General features: G+C 71.2%; 24 protein-coding genes. 16 read left to right on the forward strand and 8 right to left on the reverse strand.

Translation table 11 applies throughout. The features are described 5' to 3' along the window. Positions 1–15 precede the first annotated feature (15 nt). The 3 genes from MKK70_RS12605 to MKK70_RS12615 all read left to right on the forward strand — a co-directional run bounded on the left by MKK70_RS12605 (position 16) and on the right by MKK70_RS12615 (position 2,062). Entirely contained in the window at positions 16–1,233 is a 1,218-nt protein-coding gene (locus MKK70_RS12605; protein WP_243948094.1) for an LL-diaminopimelate aminotransferase, read from the forward strand. A 128-nt stretch (positions 1,234–1,361) separates the two neighbouring features. Continuing rightward, positions 1,362–1,574: a hypothetical protein gene (locus tag MKK70_RS12610; protein ID WP_147842880.1), complete on the forward strand. Its 213-nt coding sequence runs from the start codon at positions 1,362–1,364 to the stop codon at positions 1,572–1,574. A gap of 152 nt (positions 1,575–1,726) precedes the next feature. After that, positions 1,727–2,062 (forward strand): hypothetical protein, encoded by a 336-nt coding sequence (locus MKK70_RS12615; protein ID WP_147728101.1) that lies wholly within the window; start codon positions 1,727–1,729, stop codon positions 2,060–2,062. A 48-nt stretch (positions 2,063–2,110) separates the two neighbouring features. On the opposite strand, the gene MKK70_RS12620 is transcribed toward MKK70_RS12615, so the two are convergent. Beyond that, positions 2,111–2,482, reverse strand: coding sequence for a DUF3140 domain-containing protein (locus MKK70_RS12620; protein ID WP_147728102.1), 372 nt, complete (start codon positions 2,480–2,482; stop codon positions 2,111–2,113). A gap of 197 nt (positions 2,483–2,679) precedes the next feature. Between MKK70_RS12620 and prfB the strand changes: the two genes are divergently transcribed. Next, positions 2,680–3,808, forward strand: a protein-coding gene (prfB, locus tag MKK70_RS12625; RefSeq protein ID WP_147728103.1) for a peptide chain release factor 2 whose coding sequence is annotated in 2 segments (ribosomal slippage) — positions 2,680–2,748 and positions 2,750–3,808 — 1,128 coding nt in all. Because the reading frame shifts where the segments join, the coding sequence is not laid out codon by codon here. 106 nt (positions 3,809–3,914) lie between these two features. Here prfB and MKK70_RS12630 read toward each other — a convergent pair. Together MKK70_RS12630 and MKK70_RS12635 are read right to left on the reverse strand one after the other, a co-directional pair. Next, complete coding sequence (locus MKK70_RS12630; RefSeq protein ID WP_243948096.1) at positions 3,915–5,057, reverse strand: M23 family metallopeptidase; 1,143 nt, start codon at positions 5,055–5,057, stop codon at positions 3,915–3,917. Between the two features lie 91 nt (positions 5,058–5,148). Next, positions 5,149–5,616, reverse strand: a complete 468-nt coding sequence (locus tag MKK70_RS12635) for a peroxiredoxin (protein WP_243948098.1) — start codon at positions 5,614–5,616, stop codon at positions 5,149–5,151. Positions 5,617–5,787: 171 nt separating this feature from the next. Between MKK70_RS12635 and MKK70_RS12640 the strand changes: the two genes are divergently transcribed. Next, positions 5,788–9,252, forward strand: a complete 3,465-nt coding sequence (locus MKK70_RS12640; RefSeq protein WP_409568268.1) for a DUF3971 domain-containing protein — start codon at positions 5,788–5,790, stop codon at positions 9,250–9,252. A 25-nt stretch (positions 9,253–9,277) separates the two neighbouring features. On the opposite strand, the gene MKK70_RS12645 is transcribed toward MKK70_RS12640, so the two are convergent. Further along, positions 9,278–9,673 carry a helix-turn-helix transcriptional regulator gene (locus MKK70_RS12645; RefSeq protein WP_147842453.1) on the reverse strand — a complete coding sequence of 132 codons (396 nt, stop codon included), beginning with the start codon at positions 9,671–9,673 and terminating at the stop codon, positions 9,278–9,280. A gap of 107 nt (positions 9,674–9,780) precedes the next feature. Between MKK70_RS12645 and MKK70_RS12650 the strand changes: the two genes are divergently transcribed. Next, entirely contained in the window at positions 9,781–10,527 is a 747-nt protein-coding gene (locus MKK70_RS12650; protein WP_243934858.1) for a glucose 1-dehydrogenase, read from the forward strand. Positions 10,528–10,588: 61 nt separating this feature from the next. Here the strand turns inward: MKK70_RS12650 and tyrS are convergent, their stop codons facing one another. Further along, complete coding sequence (tyrS, locus tag MKK70_RS12655) at positions 10,589–11,863, reverse strand: tyrosine--tRNA ligase (RefSeq protein WP_147726629.1); 1,275 nt, start codon at positions 11,861–11,863, stop codon at positions 10,589–10,591. A 221-nt stretch (positions 11,864–12,084) separates the two neighbouring features. On the opposite strand from tyrS, the gene MKK70_RS12660 reads away from it, so the two are divergent. From MKK70_RS12660 to ribB, 4 genes are all read left to right on the forward strand, one after another. Continuing rightward, positions 12,085–13,227: an anhydro-N-acetylmuramic acid kinase gene (locus MKK70_RS12660; protein WP_147842455.1), complete on the forward strand. Its 1,143-nt coding sequence runs from the start codon at positions 12,085–12,087 to the stop codon at positions 13,225–13,227. A gap of 55 nt (positions 13,228–13,282) precedes the next feature. Then, on the forward strand, positions 13,283–14,380 hold the full coding sequence (locus MKK70_RS12665) for a catalase family protein (RefSeq protein ID WP_243948100.1): 1,098 nt from the start codon (positions 13,283–13,285) through the stop codon (positions 14,378–14,380). A 139-nt stretch (positions 14,381–14,519) separates the two neighbouring features. Next, the gene (gene aroC, locus MKK70_RS12670; protein WP_243948102.1) at positions 14,520–15,614 is read left to right on the forward strand and encodes a chorismate synthase; all 1,095 of its coding nucleotides are present in this window, start codon (positions 14,520–14,522) and stop codon (positions 15,612–15,614) included. Between the two features lie 70 nt (positions 15,615–15,684). Beyond that, a complete protein-coding gene (gene ribB, locus MKK70_RS12675) occupies positions 15,685–16,761 on the forward strand; it encodes a 3,4-dihydroxy-2-butanone-4-phosphate synthase (RefSeq protein WP_243936059.1) in 1,077 nt (358 codons plus the stop codon). Here ribB and MKK70_RS12680 read toward each other — a convergent pair. From MKK70_RS12680 to MKK70_RS12690, 3 genes are all read right to left on the reverse strand, one after another. After that, the gene (locus MKK70_RS12680; protein WP_243934845.1) at positions 16,701–19,886 is read right to left on the reverse strand and encodes an efflux RND transporter permease subunit; all 3,186 of its coding nucleotides are present in this window, start codon (positions 19,884–19,886) and stop codon (positions 16,701–16,703) included. The two genes, ribB and MKK70_RS12680, sit on opposite strands and share 61 nt — an antisense overlap. 4 nt (positions 19,887–19,890) lie before the next feature. After that, on the reverse strand, positions 19,891–21,012 hold the full coding sequence (locus tag MKK70_RS12685) for an efflux RND transporter periplasmic adaptor subunit (protein WP_409568269.1): 1,122 nt from the start codon (positions 21,010–21,012) through the stop codon (positions 19,891–19,893). A gap of 174 nt (positions 21,013–21,186) precedes the next feature. Continuing rightward, entirely contained in the window at positions 21,187–22,113 is a 927-nt protein-coding gene (locus tag MKK70_RS12690; protein WP_243936065.1) for a histone deacetylase family protein, read from the reverse strand. 187 nt (positions 22,114–22,300) lie between these two features. Between MKK70_RS12690 and MKK70_RS12695 the strand changes: the two genes are divergently transcribed. From MKK70_RS12695 to MKK70_RS12715, 6 genes are all read left to right on the forward strand, one after another. Further along, on the forward strand, positions 22,301–22,879 hold the full coding sequence (locus tag MKK70_RS12695) for a L,D-transpeptidase (protein ID WP_243948104.1): 579 nt from the start codon (positions 22,301–22,303) through the stop codon (positions 22,877–22,879). Positions 22,880–23,271: 392 nt separating this feature from the next. Further along, positions 23,272–23,715: a hypothetical protein gene (locus tag MKK70_RS12700; protein ID WP_243948106.1), complete on the forward strand. Its 444-nt coding sequence runs from the start codon at positions 23,272–23,274 to the stop codon at positions 23,713–23,715. Between the two features lie 149 nt (positions 23,716–23,864). After that, entirely contained in the window at positions 23,865–25,883 is a 2,019-nt protein-coding gene (locus tag MKK70_RS12705) for an acetyl/propionyl/methylcrotonyl-CoA carboxylase subunit alpha (protein ID WP_147726988.1), read from the forward strand. A gap of 30 nt (positions 25,884–25,913) precedes the next feature. Continuing rightward, positions 25,914–26,144, forward strand: a complete 231-nt coding sequence (locus tag MKK70_RS12710; protein ID WP_243948108.1) for a hypothetical protein — start codon at positions 25,914–25,916, stop codon at positions 26,142–26,144. After that, positions 26,141–26,263, forward strand: a complete 123-nt coding sequence (locus MKK70_RS30620; RefSeq protein ID WP_279596219.1) for a hypothetical protein — start codon at positions 26,141–26,143, stop codon at positions 26,261–26,263. The genes MKK70_RS12710 and MKK70_RS30620 overlap by 4 nt, the downstream gene beginning before the upstream one ends. Before the next feature lie 39 nt (positions 26,264–26,302). Then, positions 26,303–26,734, forward strand: coding sequence for a gamma-glutamylcyclotransferase family protein (locus MKK70_RS12715; RefSeq protein ID WP_147726990.1), 432 nt, complete (start codon positions 26,303–26,305; stop codon positions 26,732–26,734). Positions 26,735–26,863: the final 129 nt, after the last annotated feature.

The raw sequence follows: 26,863 nt of genomic DNA on the forward strand, positions 1-26,863 counted from the left end.
GATGGACAGATGGCCATGACCGATTTTCACCGCATCAAGCGCCTGCCCCCCTACGTGTTCGAGCAGGTCAATCGGATCAAGGCCGCCGCCCGCGCCAACGGCGCCGACATCATCGACCTCGGGATGGGCAACCCGGACCTCGACGCCCCCAAGCACGTCATCGCCAAGCTGTGCGAGACGGCCGGGCGCCCGCGCACCGACCGCTACTCGGCCTCGAAGGGCATCGCCGGCCTGCGCCGCGCCCAGGCGGGCTACTACCAGCGCCGCTTCGGCGTGAGCCTGAACCCCGACACCCAGGTGGTCGCCACCCTCGGCTCGAAGGAGGGCTTCGCCAACATGGCGCAGGCGATCACCGCGCCGGGCGACGTGGTGCTGGTGCCGAACCCGAGCTACCCGATCCACGCCTTCGGCTTCCTGATGGCGGGCGGCGTGATCCGCTCCGTCCCGGCCGAGCCGACGCCCGCGTTCTTCCCGGCGCTGGAGCGCGCCATGGCGCACTCGATCCCGAAGCCGGTGGCCCTGGTTGTCTGCTACCCGTCGAACCCGACGGCCTACGTGGCGACGCTCGACTTCTACCGGGACCTCGTCGCCTTCGCGAAGCGCCACGAGATCATCCTGCTCTCGGACCTCGCTTATGCCGAGGTGTACTTCGACGGCGAGCCGCCGCCCTCGGTGCTGCAGGTGCCGGGTGCGATCGACGTGACGGTGGAGTTCACCTCGCTGTCGAAGACCTATTCGATGGCCGGCTGGCGCATGGGCTTCGCCGTCGGCAACGAGCGCCTGCTCGCCGCGCTGTCGCGGGTGAAGTCCTACCTCGATTACGGCGCCTTCACGCCGATCCAGGTCGCGGCGACCGCCGCGCTCAACGGGCCGGACGATTGCATCCAGGAGATGCGGGCGATCTACAGGAAGCGCCGCGACGCGCTGGTCGAGTCCTTCGGCAAGGCCGGCTGGAAGATCCCGGCGCCCGCCGCCTCGATGTTCGCCTGGGTGCCGATCCCGGAGAATTTCAAGGCGCTCGGCAGCCTCGAATTCTCGAAGCTCCTCCTCGAGAAGTCGGACGTCGCGGTGGCGCCCGGCATCGGGTTCGGCGAGTTCGGCGACGACTTCGTCCGCATCGCCCTCGTCGAGAACGAGCAGCGCATCCGCCAGGCGGCCCGCAACGTCCGCCGCTTCCTCGAGACCGCGGACAAGACGCTGCACAACGTCGTGCCGCTGGCCAAGAGCGCCTGATCCCGATTGTTGCGGCGGGGCGACAGGCCCGGCCAAAGCGCGATGGGTGTGCTGCATGTGCTTGTCACCCGCCGGCCCCGTGCGCAGGGTCGGCGGCAATGATCCGCACTCGCGTCCCCGAGGCTTGCATGCGTCGCCTGTCCCTGCCCGCCGCCCTGCTGCTGGCGGCAGCCGCCTCGGCCTGCGCGCCGAACCCGATCGTCGCCCGCGACCCGATCCCGGCGCCGGGCCCTGATGCGGCCTTCGCCTGCGATTCGCGCCCGCTGGTGCTGAACGCCTTCGACACGACCTGCAAGCCGATCGCCCGGCAGCCGGCGGTCGTGCTGCATTCCAAGGGCTGATCGAGGCTGATCGAGAGCCGACCGACCGGGGCTTCCGGTCGGTTTTTCCGGGGGCGATGCCGCGGCCGGCGCGTCGCGGCGACGGACACGCGGCCGCGCATCGGGCATGATGCCCCGACGATCGAACCCGCCCCTCAGCGACGGAGCACGCGATGAACACCTTCCTCCGACACGGCCTCGCCGCCGGCCTGTTCGCGCTCGCCGGTGCCGGTGCCGCCCAGGCCCAGTCCGGGGCCTACGTGTTCCAGGGTCCGGACGGCCCCACGGTGCTGCAGGTCGACGGCGCCAACCGCCCGATCGTCCCGCCCGCGCGCCCCGACCTCGCGGTGCCGGCGATCGCCGTGCCGCAGGTGATGAACGGCGGCGGCTACGGCATCACCGGCTTTAACTACTACGACAGCGGCCTCATGGAGGGCCGCACCGATCCCCGCGCCAAGCGGCGCTACGTGCTGGCACCGGCCTGGATCGCCGGCTACGGCCAGCACTGACGGGCTCGACGCGGCGCGCTGTTTTTCCGACGCGCCGCGCGATCCGGCTCAGTCCTTCGACGGGTCGTGGCCCCAGTTCATCAGCGACAGCGCCCAGGCCGAGTCGGGATCGTTGCGCGACTTGCCGCCCTGCGCGAGGTGCCGGCGGACGTAGCCGACGACCTTGCGCATGTGGCCGTAATCGTCGTCCGTGAGGTCGGCCTTCTTCTTGGCCTTGATCTCGAGGATGCGGCGCCCCTCCTTGTGCCCGGTGGCCTCGCCGCCGCCGGACTTCTGCCCGACCGACTTGCTGGCGTCGGAGTCGAGATGCTTCCTCAAGGCGGCGGGCGTCATGTTCACCGCCGCGTCGAACTCCTTCCGGGTCTGCTCGCGGTCGTGCTCGGCGTCGTCCCGCGAATCCTTGTCCTCGGCCTTCGTCATCGCGCGTCCCTCCCGATCGGGGTGAAAATCCCCGGTCAACGCACGAGGCGGCCGTGGTTTCACGGGTCGGCGCGGGTGGGAGCGTCGCATGAGCTCGGCACGCGCCATGGGATGGGAGCCGTTTACAGGGGCGCCCGCCGCCGGTATCACCCCGCTCGACCTCTTTGAGCCCCCGACACAAGCGACACACCCTCGAAATGCGCGCCGAGATCGAGCAAGCCTCGGATGCCGCCAAGCAGTCGATCGGACTGCTGAGGAGGCATCTTTGACTGGGATACCGTCGATAAACGACTCGCGGAGCTGAACGCGGCGTCCGAGAACCCGGAACTGTGGAACGACGCCGACGCCGCGCAGAAGGTGATGCGCGAGCGCCAGCAGCTCGACGAGGCCGTGGCCGCGATCCGCAAGCTCGAGCAGGACCTCGACGACGGGGCGATGCTGATCGAGCTCGGCGAGACGGAGGGCGACGAGGCCTCGATCCGCGAGGGCGAGGCCACGATCCTCACCGTCGAGAAGGAGGCGGCCGGCCGTCAGGTCGAGACGCTGCTGTCGGGCGAGGCCGACGGCTTCGACACCTATCTCGAGGTCCATGCGGGCGCCGGCGGCACCGAGAGTCAGGATTGGGCCAACATGCTCCAGCGCATGTACGGCCGCTGGGCCGAGCGCCGGAAGTACAAGGTCGACATCGTCGAGTGGTCCGACGGGGAAGAGGCCGGGATCAAGGGCGCGACGCTCCTGATCAAGGGCCACAACGCCTACGGCTGGCTCAAGACCGAGTCCGGCGTGCACCGCCTGGTGCGCATCTCGCCCTACGATTCGAGCGCGCGGCGGCACACCAGCTTCGCCTCCGTCTGGGTCTACCCGGTGATCGACGACCGGATCGAGATCGAGATCAAGGAATCCGACTGCCGGATCGACACCTACCGGTCGTCGGGCGCGGGCGGGCAGCACGTCAACACCACCGACTCGGCGGTGCGCATCACGCACAACCCGACCGGGATCGTGGTGGCGTGCCAGCAGGAGCGCTCGCAGCACAAGAACCGGGCGACCGCCTGGAACATGTTGCGCGCCCGCCTGTACGAGGCCGAGCTGAAGAAGCGCGAGGAGAAGGCCAACGCCGAGGCCGCCTCCAAGACCGACATCGGCTGGGGCCACCAGATCCGCTCCTACGTGCTGCAGCCCTACCAGCTCGTGAAGGACCTGCGCACCGGCACGCAGTCGACCGACCCGGACGAGGTCCTCGACGGCGACATCGACCCCTTCATCGAGGCGTCGCTGGCGCAGCGCCTGTACGGGGCGACGGAGAAGGTCGAGGACATCGACTGAGGCGGCAGGACGGGAACCGTTTTTCGTCCATCGAACCCTTGCCATTCCGGGCTCGCCTCGGGCGCCCCGGAATGGCGGGACACGCGACGTCGCGCCGGCCGCGACGTCAGGGCCCACCGCCCTCGGCGAGTTCGCGCCCCGCCTCCAGGAACCCCAGCGGGTCGACCGGCTCGCCGTCGATCCGGGTCTCGTAGTGCAGGTGCGCGCCGGTCGAGCGCCCGGTCGAGCCGACGCGGCCGACCAGATCACCGGCGCGGAGCCATTGGCCGGCCCGTACCGCCATGCGCGACAGGTGCGCGAAGCGCGTGACCACGCCGTGGCCGTGGTCGATCTCCACCATGTTGCCGTAGCCGCCGGTGGCCTCCGCCGTGACGACGCGCCCGGGCGCGGTGGCCAGCGCGGGCTCGCCCATCTCCGCCTTAAGGTCGAGCCCGGTATGCAGCGCGAGCCCCCGCGTGAACGGGTCGAGCCGCGGCCCGAAGGTGCTGGCCACGCCGCGGTCGCGCGGCAGCGGGCGGTCGAGCGGCAGGCGGGCGGCGAGCCGGCGCAGCGCCTGGGCATCGCCGACGGTGCGGGACGCGACCGCGAGGGCGTCGGCGAACGGGCTCGGATCGATCGGCACGAGCGGCCCGCCCAGGCCCGCCGCGGCCGGACGCTGCAGGTCGATTCCGGTCCGCTCCAGGGCGCGTCGCAGACGTCCGAGATCGCTCGCCGCCCGCTCGGTGATGCGGTCGAGCCCGAGCACCTGCGCCGCCGCGAGGCCGTCGAGCCGCCCGGCGAGGACCGCCACCTGCAGGTCGGTCTCGCGCGCGCTGCGACGCCCGGGCCGCGCCTCGACCCCGCGCAGGCCGAGATCGCTCTCGCCCGCCGAGGATGGGCCGGGCAGCGAACCGGTGGTCGGCGGATCGATCGGGTCGGACGACGCGTCGTCCGGCCGCGCGAGACGGGCGAGCACGGCCTGCCGCCGCTCCAGATCGTTCTGGCGGGCCGTCAGCCCGTCGAGGCGCGCCGCGACGGCGACCTGCGCCTCCGCCCGCGCCGAGCCGCCGCGGTCGAGCTCGGCCCGCAACGCGGCGAGGCGCGCCTCGTAGGCCGTCTGCATCGCGCCCTGCCGCGCGACGAACCCGGCGAGGATGTCGTCGTGGAACCCCACCAGCCCGCTCGCGCCGGCGGCCCACAGGCCGGTGACGAGAAGGGCAGCGGCGAGAAGCCGGCTCCTGCGGTGCGGAAGGCTGGCGGAAGGGGTCATCGATTCGGGCCCGATGCCGAGGCCGCCATCGAAGGCCGACAGGGTTAAGAAACCGAGAACCCTCATGCCTCCCGCGGGATGCGGGATCGGCTCAGGGGAGGGCGCGGGCGGCCTCGAGCACCTCCTCGGCATGGCCCGGCACCTTCACCTTCGGCCAGATCCGCGCGATGCGACCCTCACGGTCGAGCAGCATCGTGGTGCGCTCGACGCCCATGTACTTGCGCCCGTACATGCTCTTCTCGACCCAGACGCCGTAGGCCTCGAGCATCGCCTTGCCCTCGTCGGAGGCGAGCGGGAAGGTGAGGTCGTGCTTGGACGCGAACTTGTCGTGGCTCTTCACCGGGTCGGGCGAGACCCCGATCACGACGGCGTCGGCCGCGTCGAAGTCGGCCAGCCTCGCGTTGAAGGCCTGCGCCTCCAGAGTGCATCCGCTGGTGTCGTCTTTCGGGTAGAAGTAGAGCACGATCTTGTGACCGACGTGCTCGCCGAGCTGGAGCGTCTTGCCGCCGGAGCCGGGAAGGGTGAAGTCGGGAGCGCGTTCGCCTTGGGCGAGGGGCATCGTGCCATCCTTTCGGCCGATTGATGGTGTGCTTTGGCGCGGTGCCGGACCATCCGATGCCCGCGCTTCGGGCGCGAGAGCCGGACACGCTCCGGAAACGCGTCGTCACGAGGTTGCGTCCTAGAATGAGCGCACGTTGCGAAACAGCGGACGCGCCGATGCAAGGTCTTCATGCCTGAGGAAGAGGCCCGGCCTGAGGATACGCCCGGCGGCGGGCAGACGCGCAAGGCCGTTCGTTGCTGGACGCGGCGCTGCCTGTGGACGGCCGCCGCCCTCGTCGTCGTGCTCGGCCTCGGCCTCGGGGGCGGGGTCATGCGCCTCGCATACGGGCCCCTGCAGATCGACGGCCTGTCGGCGCGGGTCTCGTCGGCGCTCGCCGACCGGATCGGGCCGGGCTGGCGCATCAGCCTGCGCGACAGCACCCTCGAGCTCGACTCCGAGAACGCCCTGGCGCTGCGCGTCAGCGGGCTCGATATCCGCAACCCGCAGGGCGCCCTCGTGGTCCGCGCGCCGCTCGCCCTCGTCAGCATCGATCCCTGGAGCCTGCTGAAGCTCGCGCCGACGCCGCGCTCGATCGAGTTCCGCGACGTGCAGATGACGGCGCTCGTCCACCGCGACGGCTCGATCGCCTTCGCGGCCGCCGAGCCGGCGCATCCGGGCGACGCCTCGCCGCACACGCCGCCGAGCGTGGACGCGGCGCGCGGCATGGTCTCGCCGCTCTCGGCCGCAACGGCCTCGATCTTCGGCGTCGTGCTCGACTCCGCCGGCGTCGTCGGCGCGCTCGATCGCGCCCGCATCACCAATGCCCGCCTCACGCTGATCGACGACGACGCCCGCGAGCGCGCGGTGTTCGAGCACGTCAACGGCCTGTTCGGCCGGGACCCGAACCAGGACGCGCGCCTGTTCGAGCTGCGCATCGACGGGCCGCACGGGCAATGGCGCTTCGGCGGCACCCTGCGCGAGGCCGGCGGCCCGCGCCGCACCGGGATCATCACCCTCGACGACCTGCCGGCCACCGACCTGCTGCTGCTCTCCGGCCAGTCGAAGCTGCCGATCACCACCGACCTGAAGCTCTCGGCGCGGGCCGACGTCGCCCTCGACGGCGGCCGCATCGAGGCGATGAAGGCGACGCTGCGCACCAGCGACGGCACCTTCCTCGTCGAGGAGAAGGACTTCAACCCGGTCACCGTCGAGAGCCTGAAGGCCACGGTGAGCTGGGACGAGACCGCCCGGGTGATGACGCTCGACGGGCTCGACTACCTCGGCGCCGGCAACGCGGTGAACCTCACCGGCACCTGGGCCGTGGCCAAGCCGGGCGAGGACTTCGCCTGGACCGCGACCCTGTCGAGTCGGAACGCGACGCTCCGGGGCGCCGCCCCCAAGGACAAGCCGATCACCATCGCGGCGATGGACGGGCACCTCACCGGCCGCGCCGGCGGCGTCGCGATCGACAGCTTCGCGATGAGCGGCGACGGCATCCACGGCAACATGTCCGGCACCCTCGGCACCACCGCCGACGACGACGGCCTCACGCTCCACGTCACCGCCAGCGACAGCGAGGCCCGCACGGCGCTGCGGCTCTGGCCGGAGAACATCGCGCCGGGCGCGCGCAACTACCTCGTCGACGAGCTGCGCGCCGCCCGCATCGAGGCGGTCGACATCACCGTCGACATGTCGGGCGCCGAGCTCGCCGCGGCGACGCGGGGCGACCCGATGCCGGACAACGCGGTGCATATCGACTTCCGCGTCTCGGACGCGACGCTCGAGGTCTCGCCCGACGCGCCGCCGCTGACCCGAGGCAACGTCGCCGGCACGATCACCGGGCGCTCGACCCGGATCAGGAACGTCACCGCCGACATCCGCATGGCCGACGGGCGCGCGCTGAACATCACCGAGGGCGCCTTCGTCATCCCGGAGATTTCGCCCGACAAGGTCGTGGCGGATATCGGCCTTCGCCTGTCGGGCGGCGCCGACGCGCTGGCGGCCCTGCTGCAGACCAAGATGTTCAAGGCGCTGTCGGGCGTCGATCTCGACCCGTCGACGGTGAAGGGTCAGGCCGACCTGCGCATCGGCTTCCCGCTCGACCTCAAGCACATCCCCGACCTGCCCGACCTGCCGGTCGGCGTCTCGGGCACGCTGAACGACCTCGCTGTCGACAAGGTCGTCGGCAAGGACAAGCTCGAAGCCGGCCGCTTCGCCGTGACCTACGACCCGCGCGGCTTCACCCTGAAGGGCGACGCCAAGCTGTCGGGCGCGCCGGTCTCGATCGACATGCATCAGGCCAAGACCGGCGGCACCGGCGAGGTGCTGGTGAACCTGACCGTCGACGACGCCCTGCGGGCGCGCAAGGGCCTGCCGACGGCCCCCCAGTTGAGCGGCCCGATCGCGGTCAAGGCCACCATCCCGCTGGCCAAGGCCGGCGCCACGAAACCCCCGATCCGGGTCGAGGCCGACCTCGCCCGCGCCGGGATCGACGGCCTGCTGCCGGGCCTGAGCAAGGCCGCGGGCAAGGCCGGGCGCCTGACCTTCTCCCTGGTCGATACCGGCCCGGGGATGGACCTGCGCGACATCGCCCTCGATGCCGGCTCGACCACGGCCCGCGGCAGCGCCTCGATCACCGGCGAGGGCGGCCTCGAGCGGGCGGACCTGACCAACCTCAAGCTCTCGCCCGGCGACGACATGCGCGTCACGCTGGATCGCAACGGAACCGGCTACCGCGTCGCGGTGAAGGGGGCGGTGGCCGACGCGCGCCCGTTCCTGAAGATGCTGACCGCGCCCGAAGGCAAGTCGCAGCGGGACGCCAACCCGAAGGACATCGACGCCGACATCCAGCTCGGCATCCTCACCGGCTTCAACGAGGAGGCGCTGACCAACGCCAGCGTGAAGCTGTCCATGCGCGGCAAGGACGTGCGCGCGGCGGCGATGAGCGGCAAGTTCCGCTCCGCCCCCTTCGTCGCGAGCGTGACCAAGGGCGAGCGCGGCACGCCGACGCTGGCGATCGAATCCGGCGATGCCGGCGCGACGCTGCGCTTCGTCGACGTCTACCGGCGGATGTACGGCGGCCGGCTCAATCTCGGCATCGTGCTGAGCGACGGGCCGCAGGCCGGCGTGGTGCAGATCCGCGAGTTCGCGCTGCGCAACGAGCCGGCCCTGTCCAGCATCATGGCCCAGGGACCGGAGACGGTGGAGACCGTCGATGCCCGCGGGCGCAAGCGCACGGTCGCGGGCCAGGGCAGCGCGGTCTCGTTCGACCGGATGCGGGCGAACTTCGTCCGCTCGGGCTCGCGCGTCGACTTCTCCGATGCGGCGATCTCGAACGCGGCGATGGGCTTCACGCTGTCGGGCTTCCTCGACACCGCCCGCGAGCGCACCGACATCAACGGCACCTTCGTGCCGCTCTACGGCCTGAACAACATCGTCTCGCAGGTGCCGCTGATCGGACCGCTCCTCGGCGGCGGCCACAACGAGGGCCTGTTCGCGGTCAACTTCCGGGTCGCGGGCAAGCTCAACGCGCCGGACGTCAGCGTGAACCCGCTCTCGGCGGTCGCGCCGGGCTTCCTGCGAAAACTCTTCAGCGCGGGCGGCGGCTCGAACTTCGCCGACGGCGTGCCCCCGGCGGTGCAGGGCGACCGCTGAGACGGCCGATCCGCCGGCGGGCGGCCTACTCCGCGGGCGACGCTTCGCTGCCGCGTGCCGCGGGCGCCGACGGGCCGGCACCGGGCGACCCGTCGCAGGCTCCGGACGCGTAGGCGTTGATGATCGCGCCGAGCAGGCCCGGAAAGCGCGCCTCGACCTCGGCGTAGCGCGACTCGTTGCGCATCTCCACGCCGTGGCGCGCACTGCGGATCAAGCCGGCTTCGCGCAACACCTTGAAGTGCGTCGACAGCGACGATTTCGGGATCACCCGGTCTCCGAGGGCGGAGACGGCCGAGCACGCCTCGACGCAGCCCGCGCGCATGATCCGTGCGAAGATCGCCGCGCGGTTCGGATCGGACAGGGCGTGGAGGATCGCGTCCGGGCGCACGTCCTCCATCGCGGGATGGAACAGGGATCTCATGATTTCGGCATATGGGGGCTTGATCCGCGCGACATTAGTTCCGAAATCCCGAACTATGGGAATACGGCGGCCATCCCGGTGCCGGCCCATGCCGAGGGTTAGCATACATGTCCAAGCTCGCAGGCAAAGTCGCCGTCGTGACCGGCGCATCGAAGGGCATCGGTGCCGGCATCGCCAAGGCGCTGGCACAGGACGGCGCGGCGGTCGTCGTGAACTACGCATCGAGCAAAACCGGCGCGGAGGCGGTCGTCGCCGCGATCACCGCGGCCGGCGGCCGGGCGATCGCGGTCCAGGGCGACGTCTCCCAGGCCGCCCAGGCGCAAGCGGTGATCGAGGCGGCGGTGACGGCATTCGGCCGGCTCGACGTACTGGTCAACAATTCCGGCGTCTACGACTTCGCGGCGATCGAGGAAATCACCGAGGCGCATTACCGCAAGCTGTTCGACGTCAACGTGCTCGGCGTGCTGCTGGCGACCCAGGCGGCCGCCAGGCACCTCGGCGAGGGCGGCAGCATCGTCAACATCTCGTCGGCGATCACCCACGTGCATACGCCGACGGCGGCGGTCTATGCCGGGACGAAGGGCGCCCTCAACGCGATCTCGGGGGTGCTCGCCAACGAGCTGGCGCCGCGCCGGATCCGGGTCAACACGGTCAGCCCGGGCTACGTGGTGACCGAGGGCACCCATTCGGCCGGCATCGCCGGATCCGAGATGGAAGCCGGCTTCGTCGCGCAGACCCCGCTCGGCCGCGCCGGCGCGCCGGACGACATCGCCCGGGTGGTCGCCTTCCTCGCCTCCGACGACGCGCGCTGGCTCACCGGCGAGGTGATCACGGCGAGCGGCGGCATCCGCTGACGAACGGCCCCGCATAAAGACGAAGCCGAGCCCGGTCCGGGCCCCGCTTCGCCGCGAGCGGTCACGCCACGCGCAGCAGCACGTGGCGCTTCTTGCCGAACGAGAGCTTGATCACGCCGGTCTTGGCGAAGTCGGCGGTGCGCAGCACGGCACGCTCGTCGGTGAGGACCACGTCGTCGATGCGCAGGCCCCCGCTCTTGATCTGGCGGCGGGCCTCGCTCGTGGACGGCACCAGCTTGGCGTATTCCGGCCCGAAGGCGCTGAGCACGCCGAGGCCGGCATCGACGAGGTCGCGCGAGACGGTGACGCTCGGCAGGTCCTCGGCCAGCGTCCCCTCGACGAAGGTCTTCCGCGCGGTCTCGGCGGCGGCGTCCGCCGCCTCGCGGCCGTGCATCAGCGCCGTCGCCTCGGTGGCGAGCCGCACCTTGGCCTCGTTGATCCCGGCCCCGCCCTTCGCGGCGAGGTCGGCGATCTCGGGCAGCGGGAGGAAGGTGAACAGCTTGAGGAAGCGCGCCACGTCGGCATCCTCGGTGTTCCGCCAGAACTGCCAGTAATCGTACGGCTTCAGCATCCCGGCATCGAGCCAGACCGCGCCGGCGGCGGTCTTGCCCATCTTGGCGCCCGACGCGGTGGTCAGCAGCGGGCAGGTCAGCCCGAGCAGGCCCGGGACGCCCATGCGGCGGCCGAGATCGATGCCGTTGACGATGTTGCCCCACTGGTCCGACCCGCCCATCTGCATGGTGCAGCCGTGACGGCGGTTCAGCTCGACGAAGTCGTAGGACTGGAGGATCATGTAGTTGAATTCCAGGAACGAGAGTTCTTGGTCGCGCTCCAGCCGCATCCGCACGCTGTCCATCGACATCATGCGGTTGACCGAGAAATGGCGACCGACATCGCGCAGCATCTCGATGTAGTTCAGCTTGGTCAGCCATTCGGCGTTGTCGACCATGATCGCGCCGGTCGCCGAGCCGTCGAAGGCGAGGAACCGGGCGAAGGTCTTCTGGATGCCGGCCTTGTTGGCCTCGATCTGCTCCAGGCTGAGGATCTTTCGCGATTCGTCGCGCCCCGAGGGGTCGCCGACGCGGGTGGTGCCGCCGCCCATCAGCGCGATCGGCCGGCCGCCGGTCTTCTGCAGCCAGTGCAGCATCATGATCGACAAGAGGTGGCCGATATGGAGCGAGGCCGCGGTGCAGTCGTAGCCGACGTAAGCCGTGAGCCGCCCCTCGGCCGCGGCTGCGTCCAGCGCGGCGAAGTCCGAGCACTGGTGGACGTAGCCGCGCTCGCTCAGGACTTTCAGGAACTCGGATTTTGGCGCGAAGGGCTCGGCGGCGGTCATGGGAGGCTCGGACTTCTCGGTTCGAAGCGGGCGGCTCCGGCACGGGACCGGACCGGTCCTGCGCGCTGGCGCGTCCGCTCGCAAAAGGGCATGAGGCGGCTGAGTGTCACTCGCAAAACCTCCGTCGCGTCGTCGTCGCCATCTCGGGCGCCCGCAGGGATCGGAGGTTTTGCGAGGGTCACCCATAGCAGGACGACCGGCGAAAGGCACGGGGGCAGGTCATGACCATGATGCGCGCGATCGGCCTGATGAGCGGCACGTCGCTCGACGGCGTGGACGTCGCCCTGATCGAGACCGACGGCGAGGCCGTCCACGTGGTCAAGGGACACAACAACTACCTCGAGCCCCTGGGGCCGACCGGCTACCGCGGCTATTCCGAGGACGAGAAGGTCCTGCTGCGCGCCGCCACCAAGGACGCCGAGGGCGTCGTCGCCCCCGGCGACCGGCCCGGCCGGCTGCCCGAGGCGGAGGCCTTCGTCACCGAGGCGCATGCCCAGGCGGTCGAGCAGTTCCTCGCCGAGAACGGGCTCTCGGCCGCCGACATCGACGTGATCGGCTTCCACGGCCAGACGGTGATCCACCGCCCGGACCAGCGCATCACGATCCAGATCGGCGAGGGGCAGGCGCTCGCCGACCGTTTGCGCATTCCGGTCGTCTCCGACCTGCGCCGCGCCGACATCGAGGCGGGCGGCCAGGGGGCGCCCCTGGTGCCGGTCTTTCACCAGGCGCTGGCCGCGGCCTCGGGGTTCGAGGGCGCCTACGGCATCCTCAACATCGGCGGCGTCGCCAACGCGACCCTGGTCGACGCGAAGGGCGGCGTGATCGCCTTCGACACGGGGCCCGGCAACTCGCTGATCGACGAGTGGATGCAGGAGCGCGAGGGCAAGAATCTCGACGACGGCGGCCGCACCGCCGCGCGCGGGCGAGCCGACGAGCCGCTGCTGGCGTGGCTGCTGACGCACCCGTTCTTCTTCCGGCGGCCGCCGAAATCGCTCGACCGCAACTGGTTCTCGCACAAGCTCGCGGGCCAGCTCTCGACCGAGGACGGCGCGGCGACGCTCACCGCCTTCACGGCCCGCGCGGTCGCCCGGGCGCTCGACCATGCCCCGGAGATCCCGGCCCGCTGGATCGTCGCCGGCGGCGGCGCCCGCAACGGCGAGCTTGTGCGGCTCTTGAACTATCACCTGCGCGCCGAGATCACGACGGCCGACGCCATCGGCTGGTCCTCGGCCTTCCTCGAGGCGCAGGCCTTCGCGCACCTGGCCGTGCGCTCGCTCAAGGGTCTGCCGATCACGTTTCCGTCGACCACCGGCGTGCGCGAGCCGATGACCGGCGGCGTCCTGGCGCGACCGCGGGATACCTGAGCGCCAAGCGCGGTTCACCCTGGAGCGATTCTCGAAGAGCTTCAGAGCGAGCCCCATGACCGACCGCGCGACCCCGATCCGCTATCACGACAACGTCGAAACCCCGGCCCCCGACGAGAACCACGTCATTGACGAGATCATCGCCTCGATGACCCGCGAGAGCGAGACCACCGCCGCACGCTACAAGCACGCCGTGCGCGCCTCGCACGCCAAGATCAGCGGCATCGTCGTCGGCGAGCTCCAGGTGCTGCCGAACCTGCCCGCGGAGCTGGCCCAGGGCCTGTTCGCGACGGCGGGCACGCATCCGGCGATCGTGCGGTTCGCGCAGGGGCCGGGCGAGCTCCTGAAGGACAGCGTCTCGACCCACCGCGGCATGGCGATCAAGGTGCTCGGCGTCGCCGGCGAGAAGCTCGCCGGTCACGCGGCCGACACCCAGGATTTCGTGCTCGCCACCGGGCCGGTCTTCCCGAACCCGGACGCGAAGGGCTTCCTCGGCAGCATGAAGCAGCTCGAAGCCGGCACCAAGGCGCCGGAGGCGGTGAAGGTCGCGGTCTCGGCGACGGCGCGGGCGGCCGATTCGGTCGTGAAGGCGGTGACCGGCAAGAGCGCGCCGCTGCTCGATTTCTTCGGACACCAGCCGCTGCATCCCCTGGCCGAGCCGTACTACTCGCAGGCGGCGCTGCGCTACGGCGACCATATCGCCAAGATCGCCGCGTTCCCGGCCGCGCCCGCGCAGGAGGCCCTGGCGAAGGAGGAGCTTCACCCCGGCGACGACCCGGACACCTTCCGCCACGCGGTCGCGGCCCTCTTCCGCGGCCAGGAGGTGGTGTTCGAGATCCGCGTGCAGCTCTGCCTCGACCTGAACGACATGCCGATCGAGGACGCCTCGAAGGAATGGTCGGAGGAGGCCAGCCCCTACCGCACCGTCGCCCGCCTCGTGCTGCCGGCGCAGGACGCGACGAGCGAGACCCGCCGCGCCTACGCCGACGACGTGCTCTCCTTCCGTCCCGCCCACAGCCTCGCGGCGCACCGTCCGCTGGGCTCGCTGATGCGGGCGCGGCTGAAGACCTACCAGGCGCTCTCGAGCTTCCGCCATGCCCGCAACGGCGTGCCGGAAACCGAGCCGCGCGCCATCGAGGAGGTGCCGGCCTGATCGCCCGCATGGGCGCCGCCAGTCGGCGTCGCGCCGAACGCTCTCCCTTCCCTTCGGGGGAGGGAGGCGGCCACCCGACGCAGACGCAACGCGGCCCCGATTTGTGCCTCCGCCGCCCGCGCGCTAGAGCACGCGCACGATGTCCCACAACACGTTCGGCCACCTGTTCCGCGTCACCACCTTCGGCGAGAGCCACGGGGTCGCCCTCGGCTGCGTCGTCGACGGGTGCCCGCCCGGGCTGGCGCTGGAGGCCGAGGAGATCCAGGCCGAGCTCGACCGGCGCAAGCCCGGACAGTCGCGCTTCACCACCCAGCGGCGCGAGCCGGATCAGGTGAAGATCCTGTCGGGCGTGTTCGCCGACGACCGCACCGGGGGCCGCCAGCTCACCACCGGCACGCCGATCGCGCTGATGATCGAGAACACCGATCAGCGCTCGAAGGACTATTCGGAGATCCGCGACAGCTACCGCCCGGGCCATGCCGACTACGCCTACGACGCCAAGTACGGCATCCGCGACTATCGCGGGGGCGGGCGCTCGTCGGCGCGCGAGACCGCGGCGCGGGTCGCGGCCGGCGCCATCGCGCGCAAGGTGATCCCCGGCGTCACGATCCGCGCGGCTTTGGTGCAGATGGGTCCGCACGCGATCGACCGGTCGCGCTGGGATTGGGAGGCGGTCGGCGCCAACCCGTTCTTCTGCCCCGACGCGGCGACCGCGAAATTCTACGAGGACTACCTCGACGGCATCCGCAAGGACGGCTCGTCGATCGGCGCGGTGATCGAGGTGGTGGCCGAGGGCGTGGCACCCGGCCTCGGCGCGCCGATCTACGGCAAGCTCGACGCGGAGTTGGCCGCCGCGATGATGTCCATCAACGCGGTCAAGGGCGTCGAGATCGGCGACGGCTTCGCCTCGGCGGCGCTCCGCGGCGAGGACAACGCCGACGAGATGCGCGCGAGCAACGACGGGCGCCCGACGTTCCTGGCCAACCATGCCGGCGGCGTGCTCGGCGGCATCTCGACCGGCCAGCCGATCGTGGTGCGGTTCGCGGTGAAGCCGACCTCGTCGATCCTCACGCCCCAGCGCACGGTCACGGGCGACAACCGCGACGTCGACCTGATCACCAAGGGCCGTCACGATCCCTGCGTCGGCATCCGGGCCGTCCCCGTCGCCGAGGCGATGATGGCGTGCGTGCTCGCCGACCACCATCTCCGCCATCGGGGGCAGGTCGGCACCTGACTTCGGCGCCTCACGTCGGCGCCCGACGCCCGACCGTCCCCGGACGCAAAGCCCATTCGAGTACCGAACCGTGCCCCACATCTCCGTCACCTCCGCCATCGAAGCCTTCGCCCGCGGCGAGATCGTCGTCGTCACCGACGACGACGATCGCGAGAACGAGGGCGACCTCGTCGTCGCCGCGATCCATTGCACGCCGGAGAAGATGGCGTTCATCGTCCGCAACACCTGCGGCATCGTCTGCGCGCCGGTGACGGTCGCGGAGGCGCGCCGCCTCAACCTCGCCCCGATGGTCGCCTCGAACGACGCGCCGCTCGGCACCGCCTTCACCGTCACGGTGGACGTGAAGCACGGGCTGACCACCGGCATCTCGGCCGAGCAGCGCTGCAACACCGTGCGGGCGCTCGCCAACGGCAACATGGGCGCCGACGACTTCGTCCGCCCCGGGCACGTTTTTCCGCTGATCGCGCGGGACGGCGGCGTGCTGATGCGCTCAGGCCATACGGAAGCCGCGGTCGACCTGTGCAAGCTCGCCGGCCTGCCGCCCGTCGGCGTGATCTGCGAGCTCGCCAACGACGACGGCACGGTGATGAAGGGGCCGCAGATCGCGGCGTTCGCCGAGACGCACAGCCTCGCCCGCGTCTCGGTGGCCGACCTGATCGCCTACCGCCAGGCGCGCGACAAGCTGGTCGAGCGCGTCGGCCACTTCCCGGTCGAGACCGAGTTCGGCCCGATGACGGGCTACGCCTACACCACGCCGTTCGAGGCGATCCAGCAATTCGCCTTCGTCCACGGCGACATCGGCGACGGCCGCAACGTGCTGGTCCGGCTCCATCGCTCGGACGTCGTCGCCGACGTGATCGAGGGCGGTCGCCAGATCGAGACGGTGATGCGCCGGTTCGCGCGGGAGGGCCGCGGCATCCTCGTGTACCTGCGCGACGGCACCGCCGGGGTTCCGCTGAACCGCGTCGCGGACGAGGGCACCGAGGCGCAGCGCGTGCGCCAGTGGCGCGAGGTGGGCCTGGGCGCGCAGATCCTGCGCGACCTCGGCGTGGTCTCGATCCGCAACCTCTCGACCTCGGCCCGCGCCTATGTCGGCCTGTCGGGCTTCGGGATCGAGATGCTCGGCGACGAGCCGCTGGAGGGATAGTCCGCGACGAACCGGCCGTAGCGCAGCGCCAAGGCCGGCAGGATCGCGAGGTTCAGCACCGTCGAGGTGACGAGCCCGCCCAGGATCACGATCGCCATCGGCCCCTCGATCTCGCGCCCCGGCTCGCCGGCGCCGAGCGCCAGCGGCAGCAGGCCGAGGCCGGTGACGAGGGAGGTCATCAGGATCGGCACCAGCCGGTCGCCGGCGCCCTCCGCGGCGGTGGCGGCGTCCCAGCTGCGCTCCTCGCGGGCGACCATGTGCTCGTAATGGGCGATCAGCATGATCGCGTTGCGCAAGCTGATCCCGAACAGGGTGACGAAGCCGACGATCGAGCCGAGCGAGACCACCGCGCCGGTCGCCGCCACGGCGAGCACGCCGCCGACGAAGGCGAAGGGCAGGTTGACCAGCACCAGGACGAGGTTGCGCACCGACCCGGTCACCACCGCGAGCAGCAGCACGATGCCGAGGCCGGCGAGCGCGGAATAGGTCAGCAGGTCGGCGCGCGCCCGCGCCTGCGTCTCCGCGGCGCCCTCGAAGGCGACGTAGACGCCGGGCGGAAGGGTCACCTCCTTGGCGACCTTGCGCTTGGCCGCCTCGACGAAGGAGGCCACGTCGCGCCCCGTCACGTTGGCGGTGACCGCCTGCACCCGCTGCGCGCCCGCGTGCTGGACCTGGTAGCGCCCGGCCGTCTCGTAGACGTCGGCGACCTGGGCCAGCCGGATGTAGCTGCCGCTCGTGGTCCGCAGCGGCAGGTCGCCGAGGCGGGTGAGGTGCGCACGGGTCGCCCGGTCGAGGACGACGATGACGTTGAAGACGGCGTTGCCCTCGTAGGCCTGGCCGACCACGTCGCCCTGGTAGGCGGTACGGACGATCTCCAGCACCTCGATCGCGTCGAGGCCCCAGTGGCGCAGGTCGTTCCGGCGTAAGGACACGGTGATCTGCGGCAGGCCGGCGGGCGATTGCTGCTGCACGTCGGCGGCGCCCCGCACCTCAGCGAGCTCGCGGGCGACGTCGCGGGCCGCCGCCTCGATCCGGTCGAGGTCGGCGCCGAACACGTTGATCACCACCGGCGCGGTGTAGCCCGAGACCGTCTCCTCGATGCGCTCGGTGAGGAAGGTCTTGAGCGAGAACGCGGCGCCGGGCGTGCCCGCCATCAGCGCGCGGATGCCGGCCTCGCTCCACCCCTGCGCCGCGCCGTCGAGGCCGGGCTCGAGGTCGATGTGGATCTCACTGTAATGCGTGCCGGCCGTGTCCTGGCCGGCCTCGGCCCGCCCGACCTGCTGCGCCACGGCGCGGACGCCGGGCACCGCCTTGAGGCCGGCGGTCATGCGCGCGCCGAGCCGCAGCGATTCCTGCAGCGAGGTGCCCGGCGCCGCCGCCATGTGCAGGATCAGGTGGCCCTCCTTGAGGTCCGGCAGGAAGGTGCCGCCGAAGAAGGGCAGGGCGGCCGCGCCGGCGAGGGTGAGGAGGACGGCCGCCGTCGCCGCCCAGCCGAAGCGCCGCTCGACGGCCCCAAGCATCCGCGCGTAGGCGGCACGCGCGATCCGCATCACCGGGGGATCGCGCGCGGGCAGGTCCTTGCGCGCGACCAGCGCCATCGCGAGCGCCGGGGTGACCGTGAGCGCCACCGCGAGCGAGGCCACCACCGCCAGGATGTAGGCGAGCGCCAGCGGGCCGAACAGGCGCCCGGCGACGCCGGTGAGCGCCAGCACCGGCAGGAACACCAGCAGCACGGCGAAGGTGGCGTAGGCCACCGCGCCCCGCACCTCGAGGATCGCGTCGCGCACCACCCGCGCGACCGGAAGCGGCACGGCGAGGCGGCGGTTCTCGCGCAGGCGCCGCACCGCGTTCTCGATGCCGATCACCGCGTCGTCCACCACCTCGCCGATGGCGATGGCCAGCCCCCCGAGGGTCATCGTGTTGAGGCTCTCGCCCATCGCCCCGAGCACCAGCACGGCGGCGAGCAGCGAGAGCGGGATCGCCACCGCGCTGATGACGGCCGTGCGCCAGTCGAACAGGAACACGAACAGCACCACGACGACCAGGATGCCGCCGAGCGCCAGCGCCTGCAGCACGTTGCCGTTGGCCTGGGCGATGAAGTTCGCCGGGCGGAAGAGGTCGCCGCGCAGCACGATGCCGTCGCGCGCCAGCCCGGGCCGAAGCTCGTCGAGGGCCGCCTCGACCCGGCGCGTCGCCTCCAGGGTGTTGGCGCCGATCTGCGCACCGACCATCAGGAGGATGCCGGGCCGGCCGTCGACGAGCGCCGCGCCGATCGGTGGCTCGGGGGCGGCGACCACGGTGGCGACGTCGCCGAGCACCACGCTCGCGCCGCCCTCGTTGACGAGCACCGTGCGGGCGATCTCCTCCGACGTCAGCGACTGGCCTTCCGTCTGCAGGGCGATGCGCTGGTTGGGGGTGTCGACGAAGCCGGCGCCGCGCACCCCGGTGGCCTTGCGCGCGGCCACGAGCACGTCGTTCAGGCCGAGGCGGAAGCGGATCAGGTCGTGCGGCCGCACCTCGACCTGGAAGGCGCGCACCGCCCCGCCGTAGACCGAGACCTGGGCGATGCCGGGCACCGCGAGCAGCCGCAGGCGCACCCGCCAGTCGGCGATCGTGCGCAGGTCGAGGGCGGAGCGGCTCTCCGAGGTCAGCCCGACCAGGAGCACGGTGCTGGTCGAGGAGGTCAGCGCGGTCATCGCCGGCGGCAGCACGCCCTGCGGCAGGCGCCCGGCGAGGCTCGCCAGCCGCTCGGTCACGAGCTGGCGCACCCGGTAGATGCTGCTGCCGGCGGTGAAGGTGGCGGTGATGACCGACAGGCCCTGGATCGAGCTCGACCGCAGGGTGGCGAGGCCGGGAAGCCCGTTGACGGCGACCTCGACGGTCTGGGTCACCAGGATCTCGACCTGCTCCGGGTTGAGCCCCGGCGCCTCGGTCTGGATCACCACCGAGGGCGGCGCGAACTCGGGGAAGACGTCGTACTTCGCCTGGCCGAGGCTGGCGGTGCCGTAGACCAGCAACGCCAGCGCCAAGGCCACGACGATGCCGGGGAAGCGGATCGCGAAGGCGACCAGGGCGGCCTGCGGGCCGACGGGATCGGGCGCGGCGGGGCTTTGATCGGACGACATCGGCTCAGTCGTCGTCCGCGCCGCCGGCGGCCTGCACCTGGGCCTTCATCTCCTCCGACAGCAGGGCCTGCGCGCCCCGCATCACGATCTCGGTCTCGCCGGCGAGATCCGCGACGACGAAGCCGTCGCCCGAGAGCGCGGGGTCGGCGCCGAGCGCGTGGCGGGCGAACCCGGTCTCGCCGACCGCGCGGTAGAACCAGGCCCCGCCCTGCCAGTGCACCACCGCCTCCTCGGGCACGAGCACGCCGGTGGCGGCCCGCGACGAGGTGATGAAGGCCAGCGTGCTCATGCCGGGGAGGAGGCCGCTGTCGCCGGAGACCGTGTAGAACGAGCTGAGGCCCTGGATGCGCTGGTCGGTGCGGGTCGCGGCCGAGACGAAGCGCAGCGCCACGCGCTCGCTCTGCGGCGGCACCTCCGCGAAGGCCGCGCCGGGCCGGCCCTTCAGCGTCTCCCCGGGCGGCAGCGTCACCTGCACCAGGAAGTCGGCGCGCTCGATCAGCCGGGTCACGAGGACCGAGCGCTCGACGATGCCGCGGCCGATCACCGGCCCCCATTCCTGCTGTGCGGTGGCGCTGAGCGTCCGCACCTGCGACTGCGCTGCGGCGAGCGCCGCCTGGTCGGTCTGGAACGTGCCCTCGGTGGTCTCGATCTGAACCTGCGTCGCGTAGGGCCCGAGGGATTTGGCGCGCTGGAACGCGGCCCGCGAGACCTCGACCCGCGCCTGCGCGGTCTGCAGCTGCGCCGTCGCGGCGGCGTAGGAATTCGTGAGCTCCGTCACCCGCGCGAGGTCGAGGACGCTGCCGTAGGCCTGGATCTCGATCGGGTGCGATTCGGGCTGCCGCCGTGCGGTCTCGAGGCCGATCCGGGCGCGTTCCTCGGGCGTGAGCACCACGACGACGCGTCCGCCCTCGACCGCGGTGCGCTGGGGGGCAGCGAATGGCGTGGGCTTGGCGGGGGCGGGGGCGGGGGCGGGGGCGGACCTGGCCGCATCGCGCGCCACGAAAAGGTTCGTCAGCCGTGAAGCGACCTGCCGAACGTCGTCGCCGGCGAAAGCCGCGACGAGCGCCACACCGGCCAGCCCGATCGCCGTCGCCCAAACCAGCCCGTAGCCACGTCTCTGCCGCACCCGATCCACCCCATCGACGAGCGGCCGCCATGCCGGCCGACGCCGGGCGTGGCATTACCACATAATCCCGGTTCCGATTGCCGAATTATCCTGAAACCCGACGATGACGATCGTTGGCTACACTTTCCCGACGATCCCCCCCTCTCGGGGGAGGGAGGGCACCCGATCTCTCCCTCATCGCCCCATCAGCGCGTCGACATGCGCCGACACCGAGCGGCCGAGGCCGTCGAGGCTGTAGCCGCCCTCCAGCATCGAGACGAGGCGGCCGCCGGCGTGCCGGTCGGCGACCTCCATCAGCTTGCGCGTGGCCCAGCCGAAATCGGCTTCCGTCAGGCGCAGGTTGGCCAGGGGATCGAGGTGGTGGGCGTCGAAGCCGGCCGACAGGATGATCACGTCGGGCGCGAAGGCGTCGACCCGGGCGAGGATGCCGGCTTCGAACGCCTCGCGGAAGACCGCGCCGTCGTCGCCCGGGCGCAGGGGCACGTTGACGATGGTGTCCTTCGCGCCGCGCTCGGAGGCCGCGCCGGTGCCGGGAAACAGCGGCATCTGGTGGGTCGAGGCGTACATCACGTCGGCATCGTCCCAGAAGATGTCCTGCGAGCCGTTGCCGTGGTGCACGTCCCAATCGACCAGCGCCACGCGGGTCGCGCCCTTGGCGCGGGCGTGGCGCGCGGCGATGGCGGCGTGGTTGAACAGGCAGAATCCCATCGCCCGGGTGCGCTCGGCATGGTGGCCGGGCGGGCGCATGGCGACGAAGGCGTTGCTGCATTCGCACCCCATCACCGCATCGACCGCCATGATGCCGCCGCCGACGGCGCGAAGCGTCGCCTCCAGGCTGCCCGGGGACATCAGCGTATCCGAATCGATCGCGACCATCCCGTCCTTGGGCGAGGCCGCGACGATCGCCTCGACATAGGCGGCGGGGTGGGCGAGCGTGGCGACCGAGGCCTCGGCCTGCGGCGCCATGGTGCGGACGAGGCCGGAGAAGCGCTCGTTCTCCAGGACGCGCTCGATCGCGCGGATGCGGTCGGGCCGCTCGGGATGCCCCTCGGGCACGGCGTGGTCGAGGGCGGCCGGGTGGCTCACGTACAGGGTCGTCACGATCATCCCTCCGGCTGTGCGCGCCGCCTCGCTGCGGACGCACCTGTCGCAAAGCGGCAACAGCGCTTGGCATTGTGCCCGCGGGCAACGCGGGACGCTACGCCGAAGTGCCTCGTCCGCCTATGCTTCGGTCAGTTTCCGTCAACCCTGGTTCGAACGGCGGAAGCCCACTCGAGAGAGGCCCGCCATGCGCTTCGCCCCGATCATCGCGTGTGCCGTGCTGCTCTCGGGCTGCAACTTCAAGGCGGTGCCCGATCCGGCCCTGTCGGCACGGGACACCGCCTTCATGGCGCTGGTGCCGGACGCCGAGTTCGACCCGCACTTCGCCCGCTACCAGGTCACCGACCCGACGAAGGAGCAGCCCGGCACCATCGTGATTCAGACGATGGAGCGGCAGCTCTACCTCGTGCTGCCCGACGGCAAGGCGATGCGCTACGGCGTCACCGTGGGCGACGAGGCCTATGGCTGGAAGGGGACCGCCACGGTCGACCGCAAGGCGGAATGGCCGGCCTGGAACCCGCCGGCCGAGATGGTCAAGCGCTGGCCGCACGTCCACCCGATGCAGGGCGGGCCGGGCAACCCGCTCGGCGCCCGCGCGCTCTACCTCTCCGACAAGGGCCGCGACACGCTCTACCGCATCCACGGCACCAACGAGCCGGAGAAGATCGGCCAGGCCGCGTCGTCCGGCTGCATCCGCATGCGCAACATCGACGTGGTCGACCTGTTCAACCGCGTGCCGGTGGGCGCGACGGTGATCGTGCGCTGAGGGCGGACGACCTTCGGTCCGTTTCCCCTCGTCGTTCCGGGGCTGCGAAGCAGAGCCCGTAACCCAGAACCGCCGACGCCAGCCGGATCCGCCACCGCCGGCGGCTCTGGATTCGGGGCTCGCCTGCGGCGCCCCGGAATGACGGGATAGCGGTGAGCGGGTGACGTTTCATCTGCGTTCCCGGAGAGCGGGCGACGATCGTGCGGTCTCGACAGATGCCGGCATGTCGCTCGAAAAAAGCAAGATTCTCGAAACGCTCATTCGTGAGCACGCTTTAACCTGAACGCCGGTTCAGATTTGGCCGTTAACCTCTGAAGACGATCTCGTCTCCTACAGTCCAATACACACGAGGACAGGCGGCGACCGAACAAAGGTCGCGGAGGAATTCGGTGATGATCAACGTTTCTCTTCAAGACTTCTGCAACCATGCCGTCGTTGAGGGCCGCATCGCGGCGGCCGACGTGCAGGCCCTGCTGCGCGACGTGCTGCCGGACGGCATCGCCCATCGCGACGAGGCCGACATGCTGATCGCCCTGGAGCGGGCGGTGCCCGACGCCGACCCGGCCTTCGCCGACGCGCTGGTCGCCCTCGTGGTCGACTTCGCGGTCTGGGGCGAGCGTCCCTCGGGCTACGTCGACCGCGCGGTCGCCGCCTGGCTTTCGGCGTCGCTCGCCGGCCTCACCGGCCCGACGCCGGCCGGCGCGCGAATCGCCGTCGAGATCGTCCGGGAGGCGCAGGGGAGCGCCGAGGCGCTGATGGTGTTCGCGATGGAAGCCAACCGCTGGACCCGCGAGCCGGCCAGGACCGACCGGCCGCGCTTCGCGCTGGCCGCTTGAAACGAGACCAAAAACTTTTGACCGCGGTCGCCCAGGCATCGGCCGCCGGCACAGCTTCCGTCGCCTGCGGATCTGCTTTATCGGGAACGCTCTATCCGGCTCACGCCAAGCCGCTTCCTGAAGACGACCAGACCCGAGCGCGATAAAAGATGTTCGACAAGATCCTGATCGCAAACCGGGGCGAGATCGCCTGCCGCGTCATCAAGACGGCGCGGCGCATGGGCATCAAGACCGTGGCGGTCTACTCGGACGCCGACCGCGACGCGGTCCACGTGGCGATGGCCGACGAGGCCGTCCACATCGGCCCGGCGGCGGCGGCGCAATCGTACCTCGTCATCGAGAAGATCATCGACGCCTGCAAGCAGACCGGGGCGCAGGCGGTGCATCCGGGCTACGGCTTCCTGTCCGAGCGCGAGGCCTTCGCCAACGCGCTCGCCGAGGCCGGCATCGTCTTCATCGGCCCGAACGCCGGCGCCATCGCCGCGATGGGCGACAAGATCGAATCCAAGAAGGCGGCGGCCGCCGCCAACGTCTCGACGGTGCCGGGCTTCCTCGGCGTGATCGAGAGCCCCGAGCACGCCGTCGAGATCGCCGACGGCATCGGCTACCCGGTGATGATCAAGGCGTCCGCCGGCGGCGGCGGCAAGGGCATGCGCATCGCCTACGCCTCGGGCGAGGTCGCGGAGGGCTTCGCCCGCGCGAAGTCCGAGGCCGCCTCGTCCTTCGGCGACGACCGGGTGTTCATTGAGAAGTTCATCACCGATCCGCGCCACATCGAGATCCAGGTGATCGGCGACAAGCACGGCAACGTGGTCTACCTCGGCGAGCGCGAGTGCTCGATTCAGCGCCGCAACCAGAAGGTCATCGAGGAGGCACCCTCGCCCCTTCTCGACGAGGCCACCCGCCGGAAGATGGGCGAGCAGGCGGTCGCCCTGGCGAAGGCCGTGGACTACGATTCCGCCGGCACGGTCGAGTTCGTCGCCGGCCAGGACAAGTCGTTCTACTTCCTGGAGATGAACACCCGCCTCCAGGTCGAGCATCCGGTCACCGAGATGATCACCGGCGTCGACCTCGTCGAGCTGATGATCCGGGTGGCGGCCGGCGAGACGCTGCCGCTCACGCAGGATCGGGTGACGCTCGACGGCTGGGCGGTGGAGAGCCGCGTCTACGCCGAGGATCCGACCCGCAACTTCCTGCCCTCGATCGGCCGGCTCACCACCTACCGGCCGCCGGAGGAGGGCACGTTCGGCACCGGCAAGGTCCGCAACGACACCGGCGTGGAGGAGGGCGGCGAGATCGCGATCCACTACGATCCGATGATCGCCAAGCTCGTCACCTGGGCGCCGACCCGCGCCGAGGCGATCGAGCTCCAGGCCGAGGCGCTCGACGCCTTCGCCATCGACGGCATCCGCCACAACATCCCGTTCCTCGCCGCCCTGATGGCGCATCCGCGCTGGCGCGAGGGGGCGCTGTCCACCGGCTTCATCGCCGAGGAGTTCCCGGAAGGGTTCTCCGCGCCCGAGCCGAAGGGCGCGGTGGCGCAGCGGATGATGGCGGCCGCGGCCGCCATCGACCACAAGCTCAACGCGCGCAAGCGCGGCATCTCCGGCCAGATGCGCGACCCCGCGCTGCTGCACTTCGAGCGCGACCGGGTGGTGATGCTGGCCGGCGAGGCCTTCCCCGTCACCGTCGATCCGCACGAGGATGCGCTGGCGCAGAACTGCCTCGTCGTCACCGAGGCCGACGGCACCGCCCACGTCGTCGAGAGCGACTGGCGCCCGGGCGAGCCGGTCTGGACCGGCACGATCGGCGCGCAGCGCGTCGCGATCCAGGTGCGCGGGCTGCTCAACGGCGTCGCGCTCCAGCATGCGGGCGCCGCGGCCGAGGCCCGCGTCTACACTCGCCGCGAGGCCGAGCTCGCCGCGCTGATGCCGGTGAAGGAGGATGCCGGCTCCGGCAAGCAGGTGCTCTGCCCGATGCCCGGCCTGGTGAAGCAGATTCTGGTCACCGAAGGCCAGGAGGTGAAGAACGGCGAGGCCATCGCCATCGTCGAGGCGATGAAGATGGAGAACGTGCTCCGCGCCGAGCGCGACGCCACGGTGGCGAAGGTCTACGCCAAGGAGGGCGAGAGCCTCGCCGTCGATGCGGTGATCCTGGAATTCGCCTGACTCGCGTCAGCGTCCTGAGACCCGGCGGCGATGAGCCTCGTTCACAACGAGCAGACGAAACTGCTTGCGACCGGGCTCAACACGATCGCCGCCGCGTTCATCATCATCGGGGTGGTGACGCCGGTGACGGCCGTGAGCTTCGGGATCGCGAACGCCCCCAAACCGACCGCCGTGGCCGTGTTCTTCGCCGGGGTCTGGCTTTGCACTGGGTTCGGCATACATTGGATCGCAAGGCGCGTCCTGCGGAGCCTCAAACCATGAACTCCGGTGAGATCTTCGTCATCTTCGTCATTCCGGCCATCATGCTGACCGTGGCCTATCTCGCCATGCGCGCCAATGAATGGGCGATCCGCCGCGACGATCGGAAGTCCGGCGAGTAACCGGGGGTTCCCCGACCCGACCGGTTCGCACCGAAATCCATGCCTCTCTACTTCGCCTACGGCGCCAACATGGATGCCGCCGCCATGGCCTCCCGCTGCCCGGCTTCGCGGCTGATCGGGCAGGGCCGGCTGCACCGCCACCGCTTCATCGTCATGCGCGAGGGCTACGCCTCGGTGGTGCGCGACGGGCGCCACACGGTCTGGGGCGTGCTGTGGGAGCTGGCCCTCGCCGACGTCCCCGCCCTCGACCGCTACGAGGGCGTTGCCGGCGGCCTCTACGTGAAGGCCTCGCAGCCGGTCGCGACCGCGGGCGGCGTCAAGCGCGCGCTGATCTATCTCGGCCGCTCCACCGCCTGCGGCGTGCCGAAGCCCGGCTATCTCGAGGCCGTGCTCGCGGCGGGCGAGGCGGCGCAGCTGCCGCCCCCCTACCTGCGCGAGGTGCGCGGCTGGCGTCGCGGAGCGCCGACCTAGGTGCGACGCAGATGCCGCGGCTTCAACGCCCGGTTTGGCCCTGACCTTGCCTGCTCCCGGATCGCAGAACATCGAACACCGGGAGCCTTCCGCCAATGGACTTCGTTAAACCTACGGACATGGCCGCGA

It is taken from the genome of Methylobacterium sp. E-041, from assembly GCF_022829665.1.
Taxonomy (GTDB): Bacteria; Pseudomonadota; Alphaproteobacteria; order Rhizobiales; family Beijerinckiaceae; genus Methylobacterium.